This is a genomic window from Ruegeria sp. B10, from assembly GCF_056539825.1.
In genome coordinates this window covers 15,901-32,593 of record NZ_JBQFVP010000021.1, presented here as the reverse complement: position 1 = coordinate 32,593, position 16,693 = coordinate 15,901, and the positions used below count along the sequence as shown (strand labels likewise).

The 16,693-nt window shown below is 60.4% G+C and carries 18 protein-coding genes; 3 read left to right on the top strand and 15 right to left on the bottom strand.

Annotation, left to right across the window (positions count from 1 at the left end):
* Positions 1-9 precede the first annotated feature (9 nt).
* The 11 genes from ACR0J4_RS21840 to ACR0J4_RS21790 form a co-directional block, all read right to left on the bottom strand.
* Entirely contained in the window at positions 10-801 is a 792-nt protein-coding gene (locus ACR0J4_RS21840; RefSeq protein WP_170528808.1) for an amino acid ABC transporter ATP-binding protein, read from the bottom strand.
* A 12-nt stretch (positions 802-813) separates the two neighbouring features.
* Positions 814-2,112, bottom strand: a complete 1,299-nt coding sequence (locus ACR0J4_RS21835; protein ID WP_170644175.1) for an amino acid ABC transporter permease — start codon at positions 2,110-2,112, stop codon at positions 814-816.
* A 3-nt stretch (positions 2,113-2,115) separates the two neighbouring features.
* On the bottom strand, positions 2,116-3,348 hold the full coding sequence (locus tag ACR0J4_RS21830; protein ID WP_170375961.1) for an amino acid ABC transporter permease: 1,233 nt from the start codon (positions 3,346-3,348) through the stop codon (positions 2,116-2,118).
* A gap of 125 nt (positions 3,349-3,473) precedes the next feature.
* Complete coding sequence (locus ACR0J4_RS21825) at positions 3,474-4,490, bottom strand: amino acid ABC transporter substrate-binding protein (RefSeq protein WP_170644178.1); 1,017 nt, start codon at positions 4,488-4,490, stop codon at positions 3,474-3,476.
* A 207-nt stretch (positions 4,491-4,697) separates the two neighbouring features.
* Positions 4,698-5,405, bottom strand: a complete 708-nt coding sequence (locus tag ACR0J4_RS21820) for an ATP12 family protein (RefSeq protein ID WP_170644180.1) — start codon at positions 5,403-5,405, stop codon at positions 4,698-4,700.
* 4 nt (positions 5,406-5,409) lie between these two features.
* The gene (locus ACR0J4_RS21815; protein WP_170644182.1) at positions 5,410-6,081 is read right to left on the bottom strand and encodes an HAD-IA family hydrolase; all 672 of its coding nucleotides are present in this window, start codon (positions 6,079-6,081) and stop codon (positions 5,410-5,412) included.
* Positions 6,078-7,121, bottom strand: a complete 1,044-nt coding sequence (locus ACR0J4_RS21810) for an RluA family pseudouridine synthase (RefSeq protein WP_170644184.1) — start codon at positions 7,119-7,121, stop codon at positions 6,078-6,080. Before ACR0J4_RS21810 ends, ACR0J4_RS21815 begins: the two co-directional genes overlap by 4 nt.
* Before the next feature lie 117 nt (positions 7,122-7,238).
* The gene (locus ACR0J4_RS21805) at positions 7,239-8,045 is read right to left on the bottom strand and encodes a crotonase/enoyl-CoA hydratase family protein (RefSeq protein ID WP_170644187.1); all 807 of its coding nucleotides are present in this window, start codon (positions 8,043-8,045) and stop codon (positions 7,239-7,241) included.
* A gap of 94 nt (positions 8,046-8,139) precedes the next feature.
* The gene (locus ACR0J4_RS21800; RefSeq protein ID WP_170644189.1) at positions 8,140-9,453 is read right to left on the bottom strand and encodes a replication-associated recombination protein A; all 1,314 of its coding nucleotides are present in this window, start codon (positions 9,451-9,453) and stop codon (positions 8,140-8,142) included.
* A gap of 3 nt (positions 9,454-9,456) precedes the next feature.
* Entirely contained in the window at positions 9,457-10,842 is a 1,386-nt protein-coding gene (locus ACR0J4_RS21795; RefSeq protein ID WP_170644191.1) for a trypsin-like peptidase domain-containing protein, read from the bottom strand.
* A gap of 70 nt (positions 10,843-10,912) precedes the next feature.
* On the bottom strand, positions 10,913-11,257 hold the full coding sequence (locus ACR0J4_RS21790; protein WP_170375977.1) for a hypothetical protein: 345 nt from the start codon (positions 11,255-11,257) through the stop codon (positions 10,913-10,915).
* 98 nt (positions 11,258-11,355) lie between these two features.
* On the opposite strand from ACR0J4_RS21790, the gene ACR0J4_RS21785 reads away from it, so the two are divergent.
* Positions 11,356-11,691, top strand: coding sequence for a cupin domain-containing protein (locus ACR0J4_RS21785; protein ID WP_170375979.1), 336 nt, complete (start codon positions 11,356-11,358; stop codon positions 11,689-11,691).
* A 51-nt stretch (positions 11,692-11,742) separates the two neighbouring features.
* Here the strand turns inward: ACR0J4_RS21785 and dapD are convergent, their stop codons facing one another.
* The 3 genes from dapD to ACR0J4_RS21770 all read right to left on the bottom strand — a co-directional run bounded on the left by dapD (position 11,743) and on the right by ACR0J4_RS21770 (position 14,235).
* Complete coding sequence (gene dapD, locus ACR0J4_RS21780; protein ID WP_170644193.1) at positions 11,743-12,570, bottom strand: 2,3,4,5-tetrahydropyridine-2,6-dicarboxylate N-succinyltransferase; 828 nt, start codon at positions 12,568-12,570, stop codon at positions 11,743-11,745.
* Between the two features lie 109 nt (positions 12,571-12,679).
* Complete coding sequence (locus ACR0J4_RS21775; RefSeq protein ID WP_170644195.1) at positions 12,680-13,279, bottom strand: GntR family transcriptional regulator; 600 nt, start codon at positions 13,277-13,279, stop codon at positions 12,680-12,682.
* Positions 13,280-13,323: 44 nt separating this feature from the next.
* Positions 13,324-14,235 carry a threonine/serine dehydratase gene (locus ACR0J4_RS21770; protein WP_170644197.1) on the bottom strand — a complete coding sequence of 304 codons (912 nt, stop codon included), beginning with the start codon at positions 14,233-14,235 and terminating at the stop codon, positions 13,324-13,326.
* A gap of 79 nt (positions 14,236-14,314) precedes the next feature.
* Here ACR0J4_RS21770 and ACR0J4_RS21765 point away from each other — a divergent pair, with 79 nt between their 5' ends.
* Both ACR0J4_RS21765 and ACR0J4_RS21760 read left to right on the top strand, forming a co-directional pair.
* Positions 14,315-15,157 carry an LOG family protein gene (locus ACR0J4_RS21765; RefSeq protein ID WP_170644200.1) on the top strand — a complete coding sequence of 281 codons (843 nt, stop codon included), beginning with the start codon at positions 14,315-14,317 and terminating at the stop codon, positions 15,155-15,157.
* Positions 15,158-15,160: 3 nt separating this feature from the next.
* The gene (locus ACR0J4_RS21760; protein WP_170644202.1) at positions 15,161-16,258 is read left to right on the top strand and encodes a cystathionine gamma-lyase; all 1,098 of its coding nucleotides are present in this window, start codon (positions 15,161-15,163) and stop codon (positions 16,256-16,258) included.
* Here the strand turns inward: ACR0J4_RS21760 and ACR0J4_RS21755 are convergent, their stop codons facing one another.
* Positions 16,259-16,642: a hypothetical protein gene (locus ACR0J4_RS21755; protein ID WP_170644204.1), complete on the bottom strand. Its 384-nt coding sequence runs from the start codon at positions 16,640-16,642 to the stop codon at positions 16,259-16,261.
* Positions 16,643-16,693: the final 51 nt, after the last annotated feature.

Genomic DNA, 16,693 nt, shown 5'->3' with positions numbered 1-16,693 from the left:
TAACCTCGATCAGTGTCCGAGGATCTGGCTGAGGAACAGCTTGGTGCGTTCGCTCTTCGGGTTGTTGAAGAACTCTTCCGGTTCGTTCTGTTCCACGATCTGGCCGGCATCCATGAAGATAACGCGGTTGGCAACCTGACGCGCAAAGCCCATCTCGTGGGTCACACAGAGCATGGTCATGCCTTCTTCGGCCAGCTCAATCATGGTGTCGAGCACCTCTTTGATCATCTCCGGGTCAAGCGCCGATGTCGGTTCATCGAACAGCATGATCCGCGGCATCATGCAGAGCGAGCGGGCAATCGCCACACGCTGTTGCTGACCACCGGACAGCTGCCCGGGATACTTCAGCGCCTGATCGGGGATCTTCACCTTTTCAAGGAAATGCATCGCGCGCTCTTCAGCCTCTTTCTTGGGCGTCTTGCGCACCCAAATCGGGGCCAGCGTGCAGTTCTCCAGAATGGTCAAATGCGGGAACAGGTTGAAGTGCTGAAACACCATACCAACCTCGGACCGGATCTTGTCGATGTTTTTCAGGTCATTCGACAGTTCGATCCCGTCCACCACGATCTTGCCCTGCTGGTGTTCTTCCAGCGCGTTCAGGCAGCGGATCAGGGTGGATTTGCCCGAGCCGGACGGGCCCGCGATAACAATCCGCTCGCCTTGGTTGACGGTTAGATTGATGTCGCGCAGCACGTGAAACGAGCCGTACCACTTGTTCATTCCGCTAATGTCGATGGCGACCTCGTCGCTCACCTGCATCTTCGAGCGGTCGATTTCGCGGTCAATTGCAAGTTCAGACATGTGTTGAACTCCTTAGTGATGATCGGTGGCAAGGCGACGCTCGAGCCACTGAGAATATTGAGAGATGCCGTAGCAGACGACGAAGAACAGAAGCGCGGCAAAGCCCAGAAGTTCCCAATAGACGCCGTTCCATTCGGTTGACGCCAGGATGGGGCCCCGGATCATGCCCACCAGATCGAACATCGAAATGACCGAAACCAGTGTGGTGTCCTTGAACAGGCCAACGGCCACGTTCACGATACCAGGGATCGAAATCTTCAGAGCCTGCGGCAGGATGATCAGACGCATCGCCTGAGGGTAATCCAGACCAAGGCTGTCTGCTGCTTCATACTGTCCACGGGGAAGCGCTGCCAGACCGCCGCGGATCACCTCGGCGATGTAGGCGGCTGAGAACATGGTGATCATGATCACAACGCGCAGGAACAGGTCGACCGTGCTGTCAGGCGGGAAGAAGTAGGCCAGCATCACCGAAGCCACAAACAGCAGCGTGATCAGAGGCACGCCACGGATGAATTCGATGAAGATAACGCTCACCCACTTGATCAGCGGCATGTCGGACTGGCGGCCCAGTGCCAGGGCGATGCCCAGCGGAACCGACAGTGACACACAGGTGACACCCAGCATCATATTCAGCATGAAGCCACCAAGATCACGGCTGGGAACAGCTGTAAGCATCGCGTCTTCAGAAGCACCTTCCGGTATCAGCGCTCCGCCGACATTCCAAACGACAAGCGCCACAACGATGGCCCCGAAGAAGCCGGCCGCAAAGCTGTTCTTGCCGAATTTCTGGAAAACCGCGGCGCCCGCGACGCAACCCAGCAGAGCCACAAGCGGGACCAGAATGGTGCCACCCCAGATCAGCCAGAACGCAATGAACGGGTAGAGCGCCGTGAAGATCAGCATCTTGCGCGGCAGGTCGAAGAACAGCACCGGCGCAAAGGCCACCAGCATCAGCACAAAGGCCAGGTTAGGGCGCCAGTACGCGTCAACCGGGTATTTGAAGCCGTAGATCAGCTGAGGCCAGCGTTCGGTCAGAACCGCAAAACACGCGCCTGTCTTGCCACCCAGAATCTCACGACACTCTGCCAGCGAGTTCGCATTCCACACCCCGTTCAGAATCCACGGCAACGTGTTCTTCAGAAGGATGTAGATCAGGATCAGCGACAGAACCGTCAGGATGGTGTTGGCAACGCCAGAGAACAGGTTCTCACGCAGCCATTTGACCACGCCCGTCTCATTCGCCGGGGGCGGAGAGGGAGGGATGGTACCTTCGGCCACGAAAGCGATCGGATTGGTTGTTTGATCGGCCATGGCTCAGCGCTCCTTCAACTTGACGGATGCGTTGTAGACGTTCATCACCATCGAGATCACCAGCGAGGCGGTGAGGTAGAACAGCATCAGCAGCAGAACACATTCGATCGCACGACCGGTCTGGTTCAGGGTGATACCGCCCAACGTCGCGGTAATATCCGCGTAGCCCACGGCAATCGCCAGAGACGAGTTTTTGGTGATGTTGAGATACTGCGAAATCAGCGGCGGAATGATCACCCGCAGCGCTTGCGGCAGGATGACCAGATTCATGATCCGACCCTGACGCAGACCCAGAGCGGCCGCAGCTTCGGTCTGACCTTTTGAGATCGCCTGAATACCGGCACGCACGTTTTCCGCGATGAAGGCCCCGGTGTAGATCGACAAAGCAAACCACAAAGCGATCAGAGGACCACCGACCTTGATACCTCCACTGAAGTTAAAGCCCTTCAGCGCGGGAATGTCCCAGGTCAGGCCCATCAGAACCATCAGCAACGCAAACGGCACCAGCCAGACGCCCAGTTTCACCAGCAGCGTTCTGGGGCGTTCACCGGTCTCTTCCTGCTTCTTGGTCGCCCGCTTTTCGATCTCGCGCGAGGCGAACCATGATCCGACCAGACCGGCAATCACCAGCAGCCAGTTCAGAATGGTTGCACTGAACAGGCCATGCGCGAATTCCGGACGGGGGATATAGACCCCACGGTTGGTGAAGGCGAAGGCATCAAACAGCATGCTCGACGTCGGGTTGTCACCGCGGAACGCCCGCGGCCCCGGCAGAACGGCCGTCATGATCGTGAAGATGATGATGATCCAGATCAGAACCGGAATGTTGCGGAAGATCTCGACATAGACCGCCATCAGCTTTGAGACGAGCCAGTTGTTTGAGAGCCGCAGAACCCCGGCGATCACTCCGAATATCGTTGCGGTGATACAGGCCAGAAACGCCACGAGAAGCGTGTTCAAAAGCCCCACAACCGCAGCCCGCCCATGCGAGGACTGGCTGTCATATTCGATCAGACGCTGGTTGATGTCGTACCCGGCGGAATCGCCGAGGAATGTGTAGGATATGTTCAGGCCGGCAGCCCGAAGGTTCTGGATCAGGTTGTTGCCCAGATACCAAATGGATAGCGCAATAGCGATAGCCGCGATCACCTGAAAGGTCAGCGATCTGTAGCGGGTATCGTTTATGAGCATCGACAGCCGAAAATCAGCTTTCGGCGGGTCAGTCATAGTCGACATATTTTGGAATCCCCGTAGCTAGCGGACTTTGTTTTTATGGCGAGGTTGTCCCCGCTCGGCGTCCGTTCGCGTAAGCTTTAGTGAAAAAGGGCGCAGGATGTCCTGCGCCCTTTTCCGTGGATGTCTTAGCGGAAAGGCGGCGAGTACAGCAGGCCGCCTTCGGTCCACTGAGCGTTCAGGCCGCGTGCCAGACCGATCGGAGTTTCTTCACCGATGTTCTTGGCAAACACTTCACCATAGTTGCCGTCCGCCTTGATGGCGCGCATGGCCCACTGTGCGTCCAGACCCAGCATCTCGCCCAGGGTACCTTCGGTGCCCAGCAGACGGTTGACTTCCGGGTTGTCGGTGCCAGCTGCCAGCTCGTCGATGTTCGCCGAGGTTACGCCCAGCTCTTCAGCCGAAACCAGCGCGTTCAGGGTCCAGCGGACAACATCGCCCCACTCGTGGTCGCCGTGACGGACCAGCGGGCCCAGCGGCTCTTTCGAGATGATTTCGGGCAGCAGGACGTGGTCACTAGGGTTTTCGAACGTGGCGCGGGTTGCAGCCAGGCCCGAAGCGTCGGTGGTGTAAACGTCACATGCGCCAGCCAGGTACTGCTGCTGCGCTTCGGCGTTGGTTTCGATCGGAACCGGCTCGTAGCTGATGTTGTTGGCACGGAAGAAATCGGCCAGGTTCAGCTCGGTGGTGGTGCCGGTCTGGATGCAGACAGTCGCGCCGTCCAGTTCCTTGGCCGAGCTTACGCCCAGTGCCTTGGGAACCATGAAGCCTTGACCGTCATAGTAGTTCACACCGGTGAATTCGAACTTCAGGTCGACGTCGCGGCTGAAGGTCCATGTGGTGTTACGGGCCAGCATGTCGATCTCGCCCGAGGCCAGAGCGGTGAAGCGCGTCTTGCCGGTGGTCGGAACGAATTCAACTGCGTTTGCGTCACCCAGAACAGCGGCGGCAACGGCACGGCACAGCGATACGTCGAAGCCTTTCCATTCGCCATTCGCGTCAGGTGCAGCGAAGCCAACCAGACCGGTGGTCACACCACAGTTCAGAGTGCCGCGCGCCTTGACGTCGTCTACAGTTCCCGCCGCGGCAGCACCTGCGGCCAGACCGGCCACTGTTGCCGCGCCCAAGATTACGGATTTTTTCATTTTTACCTCTTCCTGATTTTCCGCCCCGGTAAGGGCGGCTCTGCCCGGCATAGTGGATGCCGGAAAGGTTACCCCAAAGGTGTCTCCCCTTTAGTGGGCTTGAGTTTGGTCGCATTCATAAACAAACGTCAAGGGTCGGATCAGGGAAAACGATGGGTCACCGCCTCTGTATTAGGCAGATGCGTAAAAAAACCAACGTTGGAAGGATCAAACAGAGAGATCGAAGAAGGTCTTAGCGTGCAAAAACGCAGCTTTCTTTGTTTCCGCCACGGCGTGGGCCTCATCATCATGGCCCCATTGTTCGATCTGCCAGGCCTCATCAAGTCGCGAAATGCGCCATATCTCGTCCGGTTCGCGCCAATCCTGCGCCGCAGCAAATCCCAGAATCAACGACCCCGACAAGCTGACCAAATCGTGGAAGGCCGCCAACTGAAACGCATCCAGCGCATGGACCTGCTGACGCAACTGCGCCAATGCCTCAGTCGATTGAGGCTGGTGCAGGACACCCGCTACGGGAATCAGTCGGGCTTGCAGGGTCTCGGCGGCCCAGTCCAACGCGGGATCCCAGTCTGCGGCCTGACGCTCTTGCAGCTCTTGTGGATGGGTTGCGCGATAGCACAGCAGATCAGAGTCACCATAGTCCGCCAGCATATCCGCTACTTCACCGTGCTGAATGCGCACCTTGTCGATCGCCGCATTGGCCGATCGGGTGAAGGGCATGGTGGTCGGGTCCACCTCTTTGTCTTGCGCATCCCATTCAGCGGCAACGGCTTCAGCCATCGCTTTGGTCGGCAGAATCAATGCCGCCTTGGCTGGCGTTTTGACCCGGCGGCTATCCAGTTCGACCGTGTAGCCGTCCTCGACCTCGACCGCAGTGCTGTTTGTCCAAAAGCGTTTCGGTTTCCAGTCGCTCATGTCTTCACTTCCAAAGAGTGGCCAGCGCATCCGGCAGCTGGTCGAATGTTTCAATCACACACGAGGCCGCACTTAGCGCAGCAGTGTCATGGTACCCCCACGACACCCCGATCCCGGTGACGCCTGCAGCGGCGGCCATGTCCATGTCAAAGCTGGTGTCCCCGATCATGACCGCATGCGCAGCCTCAACACCGGTTTCCGCCAGCGCAGTCTGAACCATCGAGGGATGAGGTTTTGAGGGGTGATGATCCGCCACCTGCCGGGTGACGAAGTAGCGCTCCAGCCCATGCGCTTCGATCAGCGCATCCAGACCGCGTTGCGATTTGCCCGTGGCGACGCCCAGCAGAATCTCGGGCACTGCATGCAGGGCTTCGATCGCGTCGCGCGCGCCGGGATAAAGGGGGGAACTCGCGGCGCCGAGATCTAGCCGGTGCGCGTGATAGGCCCGTTTGTACCCTTCAACCAATTGCGCCTGAACCGTCGTCGACTGCTGTGGCACCAGTTGTGCAACGGCCAAAGGCAACGACAGGCCGACAATCGACAGAATAGCCTCGCGGCTTGGCACCTCGACCGAAGCGGCCTGAAAACTGGCCGTCATCGAATGGACGATGCTGCCCTGACTGTCGACCAATGTGCCATCCACATCGAACAGGACCAAACGCAGGGGTGCGCTCATTGCAGCTCCTCGAAGGGGTCGTCGGCAGCAAGGTTTTCGGTCCAACCAAACGTGTCCCAGCTGTGCTTCATGTGCTCGGGCAGAGGGGCCTCGACCGTGATCGGTTTCCGGGTCATCGGGTGCTGGAAAGACAAGCGCCGTGCGTGCAGGTGCAGCTTTTTGCTGATAATCCCGCCCAATTGCGCACCCCAGCCATCGCCGAGGTTTTCCTGACCCGAGCCACCGTATTTGCCGTCGCCAATGATCGGATGCCCAATCGCGGCCATGTGCGCGCGCAGCTGATGGGTGCGGCCCGTAATCGGCTCCATCGCGACCCAAGCGGCGCGGCCCGCAACACGGTAGAGCGTTGCGTAATGGGTATGCGCCCGCTTCGCCCCCGGCGTGCTGTCGATGTCGCCCAGATGGACGGGGATCATCTTTTCGCCCTCGCCCTGTTTGCCATGGCCCGAGGCCTTGACCAGACCGGTCTTGATCTCTCCCAGATAAGGCGTCGGCACACCGGCGACCAGCGCCCAATAGATCTTGCGTGTATCGCGGTGGCGGAAGGCAGCAGTCAGCCCCTTAGCAGCCTCTCGCGTGCGGGCCAGCAACAGAACGCCCGAGGTGTCCTTATCCAGCCGATGGACCAGCCGCGGGTTCTCATCATAGCCAAAGCGTAGAGCCTCAGACAGGCTGTCGACGTGGCGGGCCTGACCGCTGCCGCCCTGCACCGGCAGGCCGTGCGGCTTGTTGAGCGCGAGCACTTGATCGTCGCGATAGATCACGCAGGACTGGATCATTTTTGCATCCGCCTCGGACACGCTGCGCTTCACCTCGGCCGGTTTGTGGTCGGCGTCCGGCAGCGGGGGAACGCGGACGACCTGCCCTACCTCCAGCCGGGTCGAGGCCTTGGCGCGGCTGCCATCTACGCGCAGCTCACCCTTGCGGCACATCTTTTCGATCCGCCCCTGGCTGACATGCGGAAACAGGCGGCGCAGCCAGCGATCCACACGCTGGTCCCCGTCACCTTCTGCGACCGTAATCATTTGCACGCCACTCATGCCATCGCCCCTTGTCCCGCGCGGCCGATCCGCTCGGAGTATCCTGTTGCCACTGCCTTAGAAAACATGCGCGTCTGTGGCCTGCAACGGGTCGAGAGTCAAGCAATCGTAGGTGTTTCAGATGTTCAAGAAATCCCCATGTCGCCCGGCCCCGTCTCGGAACCGCCCTGCGCCTGCGGTCCCCTCGCGCCGGATCGCCTCTAGACCGTTGGCCCATTCAACCTTAAGCCCATCGCGCACCGACATCCCACGCGTTTCGATGATCGAGCGTCGGTCGGCCCGCACAGCCTCCTGCGGGAAACGGGCGACGTCGCAGGCCATGGCCTCGGCGGCGGCCCGCGCTTCTCCATGCGGCACGACTTTCTCTGCCAACCCGATCCGATAGCACTCCTCAGCCTCGACCTTGCGCCCGGTCAGAGCGATCTCAAGTGCTTTGCCCTGCCCAACCAAGCGCGGCAAGCGAACTGTGCCGCCGTCCATCAGAGTAATCCCCCATCGGCGACAAAAAACCCCAAGGTAAGCCGTCTCAGCCATCACCCGTATGTCGCACCACAAGGCCAACTCCATCCCGCCGGCGACGGCTGCACCGTCGATTGCTCCGATGACTGGCTTTGACAATTCCAACCGAGATGGCCCCATTGGCCCGAGCGTCGAGGTGGCCGATCCAATCGGAAAGCTGTGTTTCTCGTAATAGGCCTCACCCAATTCAGGGTCCGACAGACTGGCGGCCAGCTTCAGGTCCCACCCGGCACAGAAATTGCCCCCCTTCCCCCAGAAAACGGCAACCTTTGCGGGGCCGTGTTCGAACTCGAGAAACGCATCCACCAGAGCCTTCGCGTGATCCGGGTCAACAGCGTTCCGCGCCTCGGGTCGGTCATGGATGATGGTCCAGACGTCTTCGGTTTTGTCTATGGAAACGGGCATGACATGTCCTCCCTCATGGTCATTGACCCAAGGGAAGCCGGATGCGTGCCACATGTCGCCTGTGACGCCACGGCAGCGCGAAATTGACCCCGCGTTACCCGCTGTTGCGCTGCGTGCGCAGTTTGGCGAAATAGTCCAGCCGCTTCTTCAACTCACGCTCAAATCCGCGTTCGACCGGTTGATACAGCACAGGTCGCTTCATCGTCTCGGGGAAGTAGTTCTGACCCGAGAACCCATCTTCTGCATCGTGGTCATAGGCGTAACCGTCGCCGTAGCCCTGATCCTTCATTAATGAAGTAGGCGCGTTCAGGATATGCTTGGGCGGCGGCTCGCTGCCAGATTGCTTCGCCAGACGCATCGCGGCCTTGTAGCCCACATAGGCCCCGTTCGATTTTGGGGCCAGCGCCAGATAAACTAAGGCCTGCGCCAGCGCCAGCTCTCCCTCGGGGGAGCCAAGCCGTTCATAAGTCTCCCACGATTGCAAACAAATCGCCTGCGCCTGCGGGTCGGCCAGACCGATATCCTCAACCGCCATTCGCGTGATCCGACGGGCCAGATAGCGCGGGTCCTCGCCCCCGGTCAGCATCCGCGCAAACCAGTAGAGCGCTGCGTCCGGGTCTGAACCGCGCACCGATTTGTGCAAGGCCGAGATCAGGTTGTAGTGCTCATCGCCGGATTTGTCGTATTTCGCCGCGCGCCGCATCAGACGCGTCGACAGCGCATCCGGGTCCAGCGGTGCGTCAACCTTCCATGCGGCGACCTGTTCGATCAGGTTCAACAAGGCCCGCCCGTCGCCATCTGCCATCTCGTGCAGTGAATCGCGTGCCGCAGGTGTCAGGGGGAGCGCTATGCCCAGTTCTTTCTCGGCCCGCTGGGTCAGACGTTCCAGATCAGTAAGGCTCAGGCGCTCCAGTACCAGAACTTGCGATCGGCTCAGAAGCGCGGCGTTCAACTCGAACGACGGGTTTTCGGTTGTGGCCCCAACCAGCAGGATGGTCCCGTCTTCCATATGGGGCAGAAACCCGTCCTGCTGGGCTCTGTTGAAGCGGTGGATCTCATCCACGAACAGCAACGTCCCCTGCCCGTTTTGACGCCGGATCTTTGCCGCTTCGAATACCTTTTTCAGATCCGGCACACCCGTAAAAATGGCGCTGATCTGAACGAAGTGCAGATCGGTTTCCTGCGCCAGCAACCGCGCGATGGTCGTTTTACCAACGCCCGGAGGCCCCCAGAAAATCAGGCTGGACAGGCTGCCCGAAGCCAGCATGACTCCCAAAGGCGCGTCGGGGCCCAGAACCTGCTCTTGCCCGATCACCTCAGCCAGCGTTTGCGGGCGCAGGCGATCCGCCAAAGGGCGGTGCGGGCTCGCGGCAGGCTCGGCCGCCCCGGTGTCGAACAGATCGCTCATGCGCTACAGCCGGAACCGCAGAGACAGCGTGCGGCCGCCACGTTGGATCAGCATGTTGATCCTGCGCCCCGGATCGGTCAGCGCGCGCACCACGTCCTGCGGGCGCGCGATGTCTGAGCCATTGATCGCCTCCAGAACGTCGCCGACGCGTAGACCCGCGCGGGCGCCGTATGGGCCAGGATCTACAACAACGACGCCTGACTGGGACAGTTTAAGCCCCAGATCAATGATCACAGCCGGGTTGACACCCGAGACGGTCAGTTCAGGCAGTACGGTGCTTTCATCCAAGGTCGTCTTTTCGGCATCCGGCGTATCCGGCGCGCGGATCAGCGCCACTTCGATGTCGTCGCTTTCCTCACCGCGCAAGCGGGTCAGAACGGATGTGCCGCCGACCCCCGCCACGGACATGCGGAATTTCATCTCGGCCGGAGAGTTCACCTCATCCCCGTCCACATGGGTAACCACATCGCCAACCCGCAACCCGGCCTCGCCCAGAGGGCTGAGGTCGTGCAAATCCGAGATCACAACGCCCATAGGGATGACCAAACCCAGAGACTCGGCAATGTCGGCGCTCATGTGCTGGCCGCTCATGCCCGCCCAGGGGCTGACAAACGTGTCATTGCCAGCTTGCGCCTGCCGCAGGAACTCGGCCACCAGATTGGCCGGGATGGCGAAACCGATCCCGTTTGAACCGCCCGACCGCGTCAGGATCGAGGTGTTGATCCCGATTAGGTCACCATTTACGTCAATCAAAGCCCCGCCCGAGTTGCCCGGATTGATCGCCGCATCGGTCTGAAGAAAATAGCCGCGCGCATTGCCGGTCGCCGTGCCTGTGCGCGCCAATCCCGAGATAATGCCTGAAGACACCGTCTGCCCGATCCCGAACGGGTTACCGATCGCCAAGGCCAACTCGCCCACCTCAACATGATCCGAATCGCGCAGGGTCAGGAAGGGCAAGTCCTGCGCTTCTTCCAGCCGCAGGATCGCGATATCGCTTTCTTCGTGGCCCAAAACCACCTCGGCGGTGAATTCGCGCCGGTCGGTTGTGACTACGCGAATTTCAGTGGCCGAGCCGACCACGTGGTAATTCGACACCACATAGCCATCCTCGGACAGGATCACGCCCGACCCGAGCGAGTTCTGGACCCGCTGCTGTGGCTCTCCAAATCCGCGGCCAAAGAAATCCTGAAAGAACGGGTCCGAGAATAACGGTCGCGAGCGCCCCTGCCGCACGATTTTGGCATAGATGTTTACAACCGCAGGCGCGGCCTCTTTCACTACGGGGGCAAAACCAAGCGAGATTTCGGCTTGGGATTGAGGGACGCGCGTCTCGGCATGGGCGACCGATGCCATGGCGACCGAAACAGCGATGAAAATCCAGCGACGCATGAAGAACCTCAATCCAGTAAAGCCCTCTGGATATGCGCCGAGCGGATCGTCAATGCAAGAAGGCCAGTCGTCAGCCTTTTGCGCCTTCGTCAAAAAACGGTGTCATCTGCGCGACAATGACGGCGTTCTCGTCCAGTGCCCGCTGCATCAGGGCGCGTTCATCAGGGTCGATGTCATGCCCCTGCGCCTCGCGCTCGGCCAATGTGCCATAGCCGGTCACGTCCAGAGGGGCCGTGTCGGCCTGTTTCAGGATCGCAACCGTCTCACGCACGGCCTCGGCCTCATCCACGCCACTGGCAAAGCACATCAGGGCCGCTCCGGTCGCGCCGTCTGGCAGGCCATCTCCCTCCTTGCGGCCGATCTGAACGAGCAGGGTGTAGACTTGCTGACGAGAGGGTTTCTTTTGTTTTTCCATGCAGGGGGCCATAGTCCTGCACCCTTGCACGGTCAAGCATTTGCATGGGGCGGACAACTCTGCATAGTGGTATTTTCACAAGCCAATAGGGATGTTTGATGACCTTTCCAGATTTCATTGCCGACTTTCCCAGCCTGGACGTTCCCTTCCCCGAGGACGTCGTGCAAACAGCCGTGATCCGCTCAGATGCCGGGCTAGTCGCGTTTTTCACTTTCCTAAAGGATTTTGAATTGCCGATGCACGCCCACAAGGCCCAATGGGGCACTGTCATCGAAGGCGAAGTAGAGCTGACGATAGGGGCTGAGACCCGAATCTACCGCCCTGGCGACAGCTACTCCATCCCGGACGGGGTCGAGCATGGCGGTAAGATCAAGGCAGGCTCACGCGTGATCGACGTGTTTGAAGAGCCGGACCGCTATCCTGTCAAAGCCTAACAAAAAAGGCCGCAGCACAGGGCTGCGGCCAATCGTTTCGATGAATCGCGCTTAGTCACGCAGCAATTCATTGATCCCCGTTTTCGAGCGGGTCTTTTCATCCACGCGCTTCACGATCACCGCGCAGTAGAGGCTGATGTTGTTCTTCGATGGCATCGAGCCTGCAACGACCACGGAATAGGGCGGAACCTCGCCATAGGTGACCTCGCCGGTCTCACGGTCGACGATCTTGGTCGATTTGCCGATGAACACACCCATGCCCAGAACCGAGCCTTCGCGCACGATGCAGCCTTCGACAACCTCAGAGCGCGCGCCGATAAAGCAATTGTCCTCGATGATGGTCGGGCCAGCCTGCATCGGCTCCAGCACGCCGCCAATACCAACGCCGCCCGAGAGGTGCACGTTCTTGCCGATCTGCGCGCAGGACCCAACGGTCGCCCATGTATCCACCATGGTGCCTTCGTCGACATAGGCGCCGAGGTTCACGAAGGACGGCATCAGAACAGCGCCCGGCGCGATATAGGCCGACTTACGGACAACGCAGTTGGGCACGGCACGGAAACCGGCGGCCTTCCAGTTGTCTTCACTCCAACCCGCGAACTTGCTGTCCACCTTGTCCCACCAACCACCGGCCTGAGGGCCGCCGGTCTGAATTTCCATGTCCTTTATACGGAAGCCCAGTAGAACTGCTTTCTTGGCCCACTGATTTACATGCCAGTCACCGCTGTCCAGCTTTTCGGCAACGCGCAATGCGCCGCTGTCCAGCGCGTTCAGCGTGTCTTCGATGGCGTCGCGCTGTTCGCCAGTGGTTGCGGGCGTGATCGTATCGCGCGCTTCCCAGGCGGATTCGATGGCGGCTTCGAGTTGCGCATTGGACATTGGGCGTCTCCCTACAGAATCTGTTCGTGTCGGTGTGGCCTATACGAAAGCCACGCCCACGGCGCAATGCGACGAACAGGGGCTCTTTTGCGGCGGAATCGTCCGTGCCTCAGCTGGCGCGGCGGATATGCCGGATCAGGATGGTCGTTGCCGTGGCAAGATCCTTGTGCTTCAGCGCCTGAACAATCGCCAGATGATCCTTGTCGACGCGCTGTTTCCACTTGGGTCTCCAATGGGCAAACAGATGACGCGCGCTGGCGATATGAAGGTCATCAATCGTGTGCAGCAGGCGCGGCATTCCGCAGGGCGTCAGGAGCGCCCGGTGAAAGACCCGGTTGCGCGTTTCCCAGTCCGGCATGGTCTGCGCCTCGTCACAGGCCATCCGCGCCTCATCCATGCGCTTGACATCACCGGGTGTCATGTTCTGCACGGAGTGCTGCAGGGCCAAAGGCTCAAGCACCACGCGCATTTCGACCACTTCGCGCACCTCGGCCGGGTCGAGAAAAGCGACCCGCATACCGCGCCGCGGTTCGCTTTTGGCAAGGCCATGCCCCTCGAGCCGTAGCAGAGCCTCGCGCACGGGGACATGGCTGGTCTCAAAGGCTTTGGCGATGTGATCCTGGCGCAGCTTCTCACCGGCATTCAGATCACCGGTGATGATCTGCTGCCTGAGATTTTCGTAGATTGTATCGGCAATCGTGGCGCTCATGAATTATAGATAAAATCCTCAACCTGTTTTCACAAGGCGATAATTCAGCCTGCAAACGGGTCCGGCGTAATGTTCCCGCCACAGACCAGAACAGCGACGCGTTCGCCCGATTCTGGCGTGTAGGCCCCCGACATCAACGCCGCCAAGGCGGCGGCTCCGGCGGGTTCGACAAGGATGCGATGCGCTTGCCACAACACGCGCTGCGCCTCAGATATGGCCTGATCGGAGACCAGCACCGTCTCCATCCCTTGCGCCAGTTCAAAACAGATCGACCCGATCCGCCGCGCGCCCAGCGCGTTGGCCGCAACGCCGGAAACCGATACATCCACCGGCTCACCGGCCTGCAAGGCGGCGTTCAAAGCGCAGGAGGTCTCAGGCTCGACCGCCACGACCTTGCGCGCGCCTTGAAACCAGGCCAGAGCGCCCGCGATCAGTCCGCCGCCGCCAACGGCGATCAGGACAGTGTCGGCCTCCAGGCCCTGCGCCTCCCATTCGGCAAAGCAGGTGCCCTGCCCGGCAACTGTGGCGGGCGCATCATAAGCGTGGATCTGCATCGCGCCGGTCTTGTCCTCATGCGCCTGCGCCATCGCCAGCGCGTTGGCATATTCACCGGGCACCACACTCAGATCCGCGCCGATTTGTTCGATCAGGGCAATCTTGGACGGGCCCGCAATTTCTGGCACAAAAATCTTGGCTGGATGCCCCAACGCGCGCGCCGCATAGGCGGCTGCCGCCCCGTGATTGCCGCCCGAGGCCGCCACGACGCCCGCCTGCGGCACCTCCATGCTCAGCAACGTATTGAACGCCCCGCGCGACTTAAAGCTGCCGGTGTGCTGCATATGCTCAAGCTTCAGCTCGATCGGATAGCCGGGAATATGGCTCTCCATGACCGGGGTTATCTGCGCGTGACCGGCAATGCGTTCTGCTGCCGCCTGAATTTCCGTCTTCCAATCCATTCTTGTCTTTCCGTGACTGGCACTCTGCCCGCGAACCCTATAGCTGTTTGTCAAACACGCAAGCAGGGATCGTTCACCAATGAGAGAAGACCGCCACAGCCCTTTCCGCGACGCGCAGACCGACCGCTCGACCGCGAGCGAGGTGCCGGACACGCCTCAAACGCGGTCTCCGGCCTATCGTCTGGCCTTTGCCGATGACGAGTTCCTGTGCCGTGATGAGCTGCGCCCGGTGCGTCTGCAGCTGGAACTGCTGAAACCCGAGATGATCATGAGCGAGCGTGAGATCACTTCGACCATCGTCATGTTCGGCGGCGCGCGCATTCCGGAACCGTCGCAGAAACACACTGCGCGCACCGAAACGCTGGCTGGTCTGTCCCAATATTATGACGAGGCGCGCGAGTTCGCGCGGCTGATGACCGAGAAGTCGAACGAGACGGGCTGCCGCGAAAATGTCATCGTCACGGGTGGCGGCCCCGGCGTGATGGAGGCCGGAAACCGCGGCGCGCAGGATGCCGGTGGTTGCTCCATCGGTCTGAACATTGTTCTGCCGCATGAACAAGCGCCGAACCTTTATGTGACGCCGGACCTCAGCTTCAACTTCCACTATTTCGCCATCCGCAAGATGCACTTCCTGATGCGCGCTCGTGCCATCACCATCTTCCCCGGCGGCTTTGGCACGATGGATGAACTGTTCGAGTCCCTCACCCTGATCCAAACGGGACGGATGGAGCGTGTGCCCTTCCTGCTGTTTGGTCGCGAATTCTGGGAAAAGGTCATCAATTGGTCAGCGCTGGCCGATGCGGGCACGATCTCGGACGAAGACCTCGACCTGTTCCGCTTTGTCGACACCGCGCAAGAAGCGGTTGAGATCATCGAAAACTGGGAACCCGCCCCGCCTCGCGACGCCATTCCGGGACGCTGAGCCATGGCCAACAAACCCGGAGAAATGCTTCACCTGCGTGGCAACGCGTTGGAAAAGGGCGAACCCGTCGCCCTGCCGCTGACCCAAAGCAGCATGTACCACCTGCCCGGTTTACCGGACGGGCATGCCACCTATGGCCGCGTCGACAACCCGACATGGGTGCATTTGGAACATGTGCTTTCACATCTCGAAGACGCGCCCTGCCTCAGTTTCCCGTCGGGTATGGCTGCCATCTCGGCCGCTTTGTTTGCAACCGTTCAGGCCGGGTCGCGCCTGTTGATCCCATCGGATGGCTATTACGTGACGCGCCTGCTGGCGGATAGGTTCCTGTCGCGGCTGCGCGTTGTGGTCGAAGAACGGCCGACCACAAGCTTTGCCGACGGAGGGTTTGAGGGCTTCGACGTGGTCTTCGTCGAAAGCCCTTCGAACCCCGGCCTCGACATGATTGACCTTGCGGATGTAGCCAAACAGGTTCGCTCTGCCGGAGGCATCACCATTGCCGACAATACGACCCTGACACCTCTGGGCCAGCGCCCGCTGGATTTGGGCATCGACGTGGTCGTGTCCTCGGACACCAAGGCCATGGGCGGGCATTCGGACATGCTGATGGGCCACGTCGCCAGCCGCGACGCGCAGATCATGGAGCGGGTTGAGGAATGGCGCCGCGTCTCAGGCTCAATCCCCGGACCGCACGAAGCATGGCTTTTGCATCGCGGGCTCGAGACTCTGGACGTGCGTTTTGATCGCATGTGCGCCTCGGCCCAAGTGCTGGCTGAGCGCCTGGCAGCACACCCGGCCGTCAAGCACATCCGCTATCCCGGCTTGCCGAACGATCCGTCCCACGCGCTGGCGCAAGCTCAAACCACGCGGTTCGGGTTCCTGCTATCTTTGACGCTGGAAAGCGAAGAAAAGGCCGAGGCCTTCATCAACACCTGCCCTTTGCTGCGGCCCGCCACATCATTCGGCGGCGTTCACAGCTCGGCCGAGCGTCGTGCCCGGTGGGGCGACGCTGTCGACCCCGCCTTCATCCGCCTTTCGGTCGGGTGTGAGCCGGTTGATGAGCTTTGGCAGGCGTTCGAGGCCAGCCTGAACGCGCTCTGACTATTTCTTGGCTTCGCGTAGTTCCTTGAACACGTAGATCGGCAGCACCACGCTGGCGATCAACGCCCCCAGCCAGACCAACAGCGTTGCGGCCAGCAGGTTGGAAACACCCCCAACCGTCAGCCCCGAGGCAATCAGGTCGGTGACCAGTAGACCCACAAAGGTCACGATCAACGCGATCCCACCCTTGAGCGCCGGCGCCTTCTTTTCCCCAAGCTTCAGGATCAGCGGCTCGGCAATCACCTGAACGACGGTGAACACAAGCACCACAACGATGAATGAGATCGGCTTGATGGCAAAGCCGTTCAAAATGAGCGACGCCAGCAACAGGCCGATGGCATTCCCGGCCAGCAGGGCCAGAGCGGATTTGATTCTGCGCGACATTCAGGCTCTCCGTGTATGAACAGGTACAGACATGCAGATATTATCAAACCT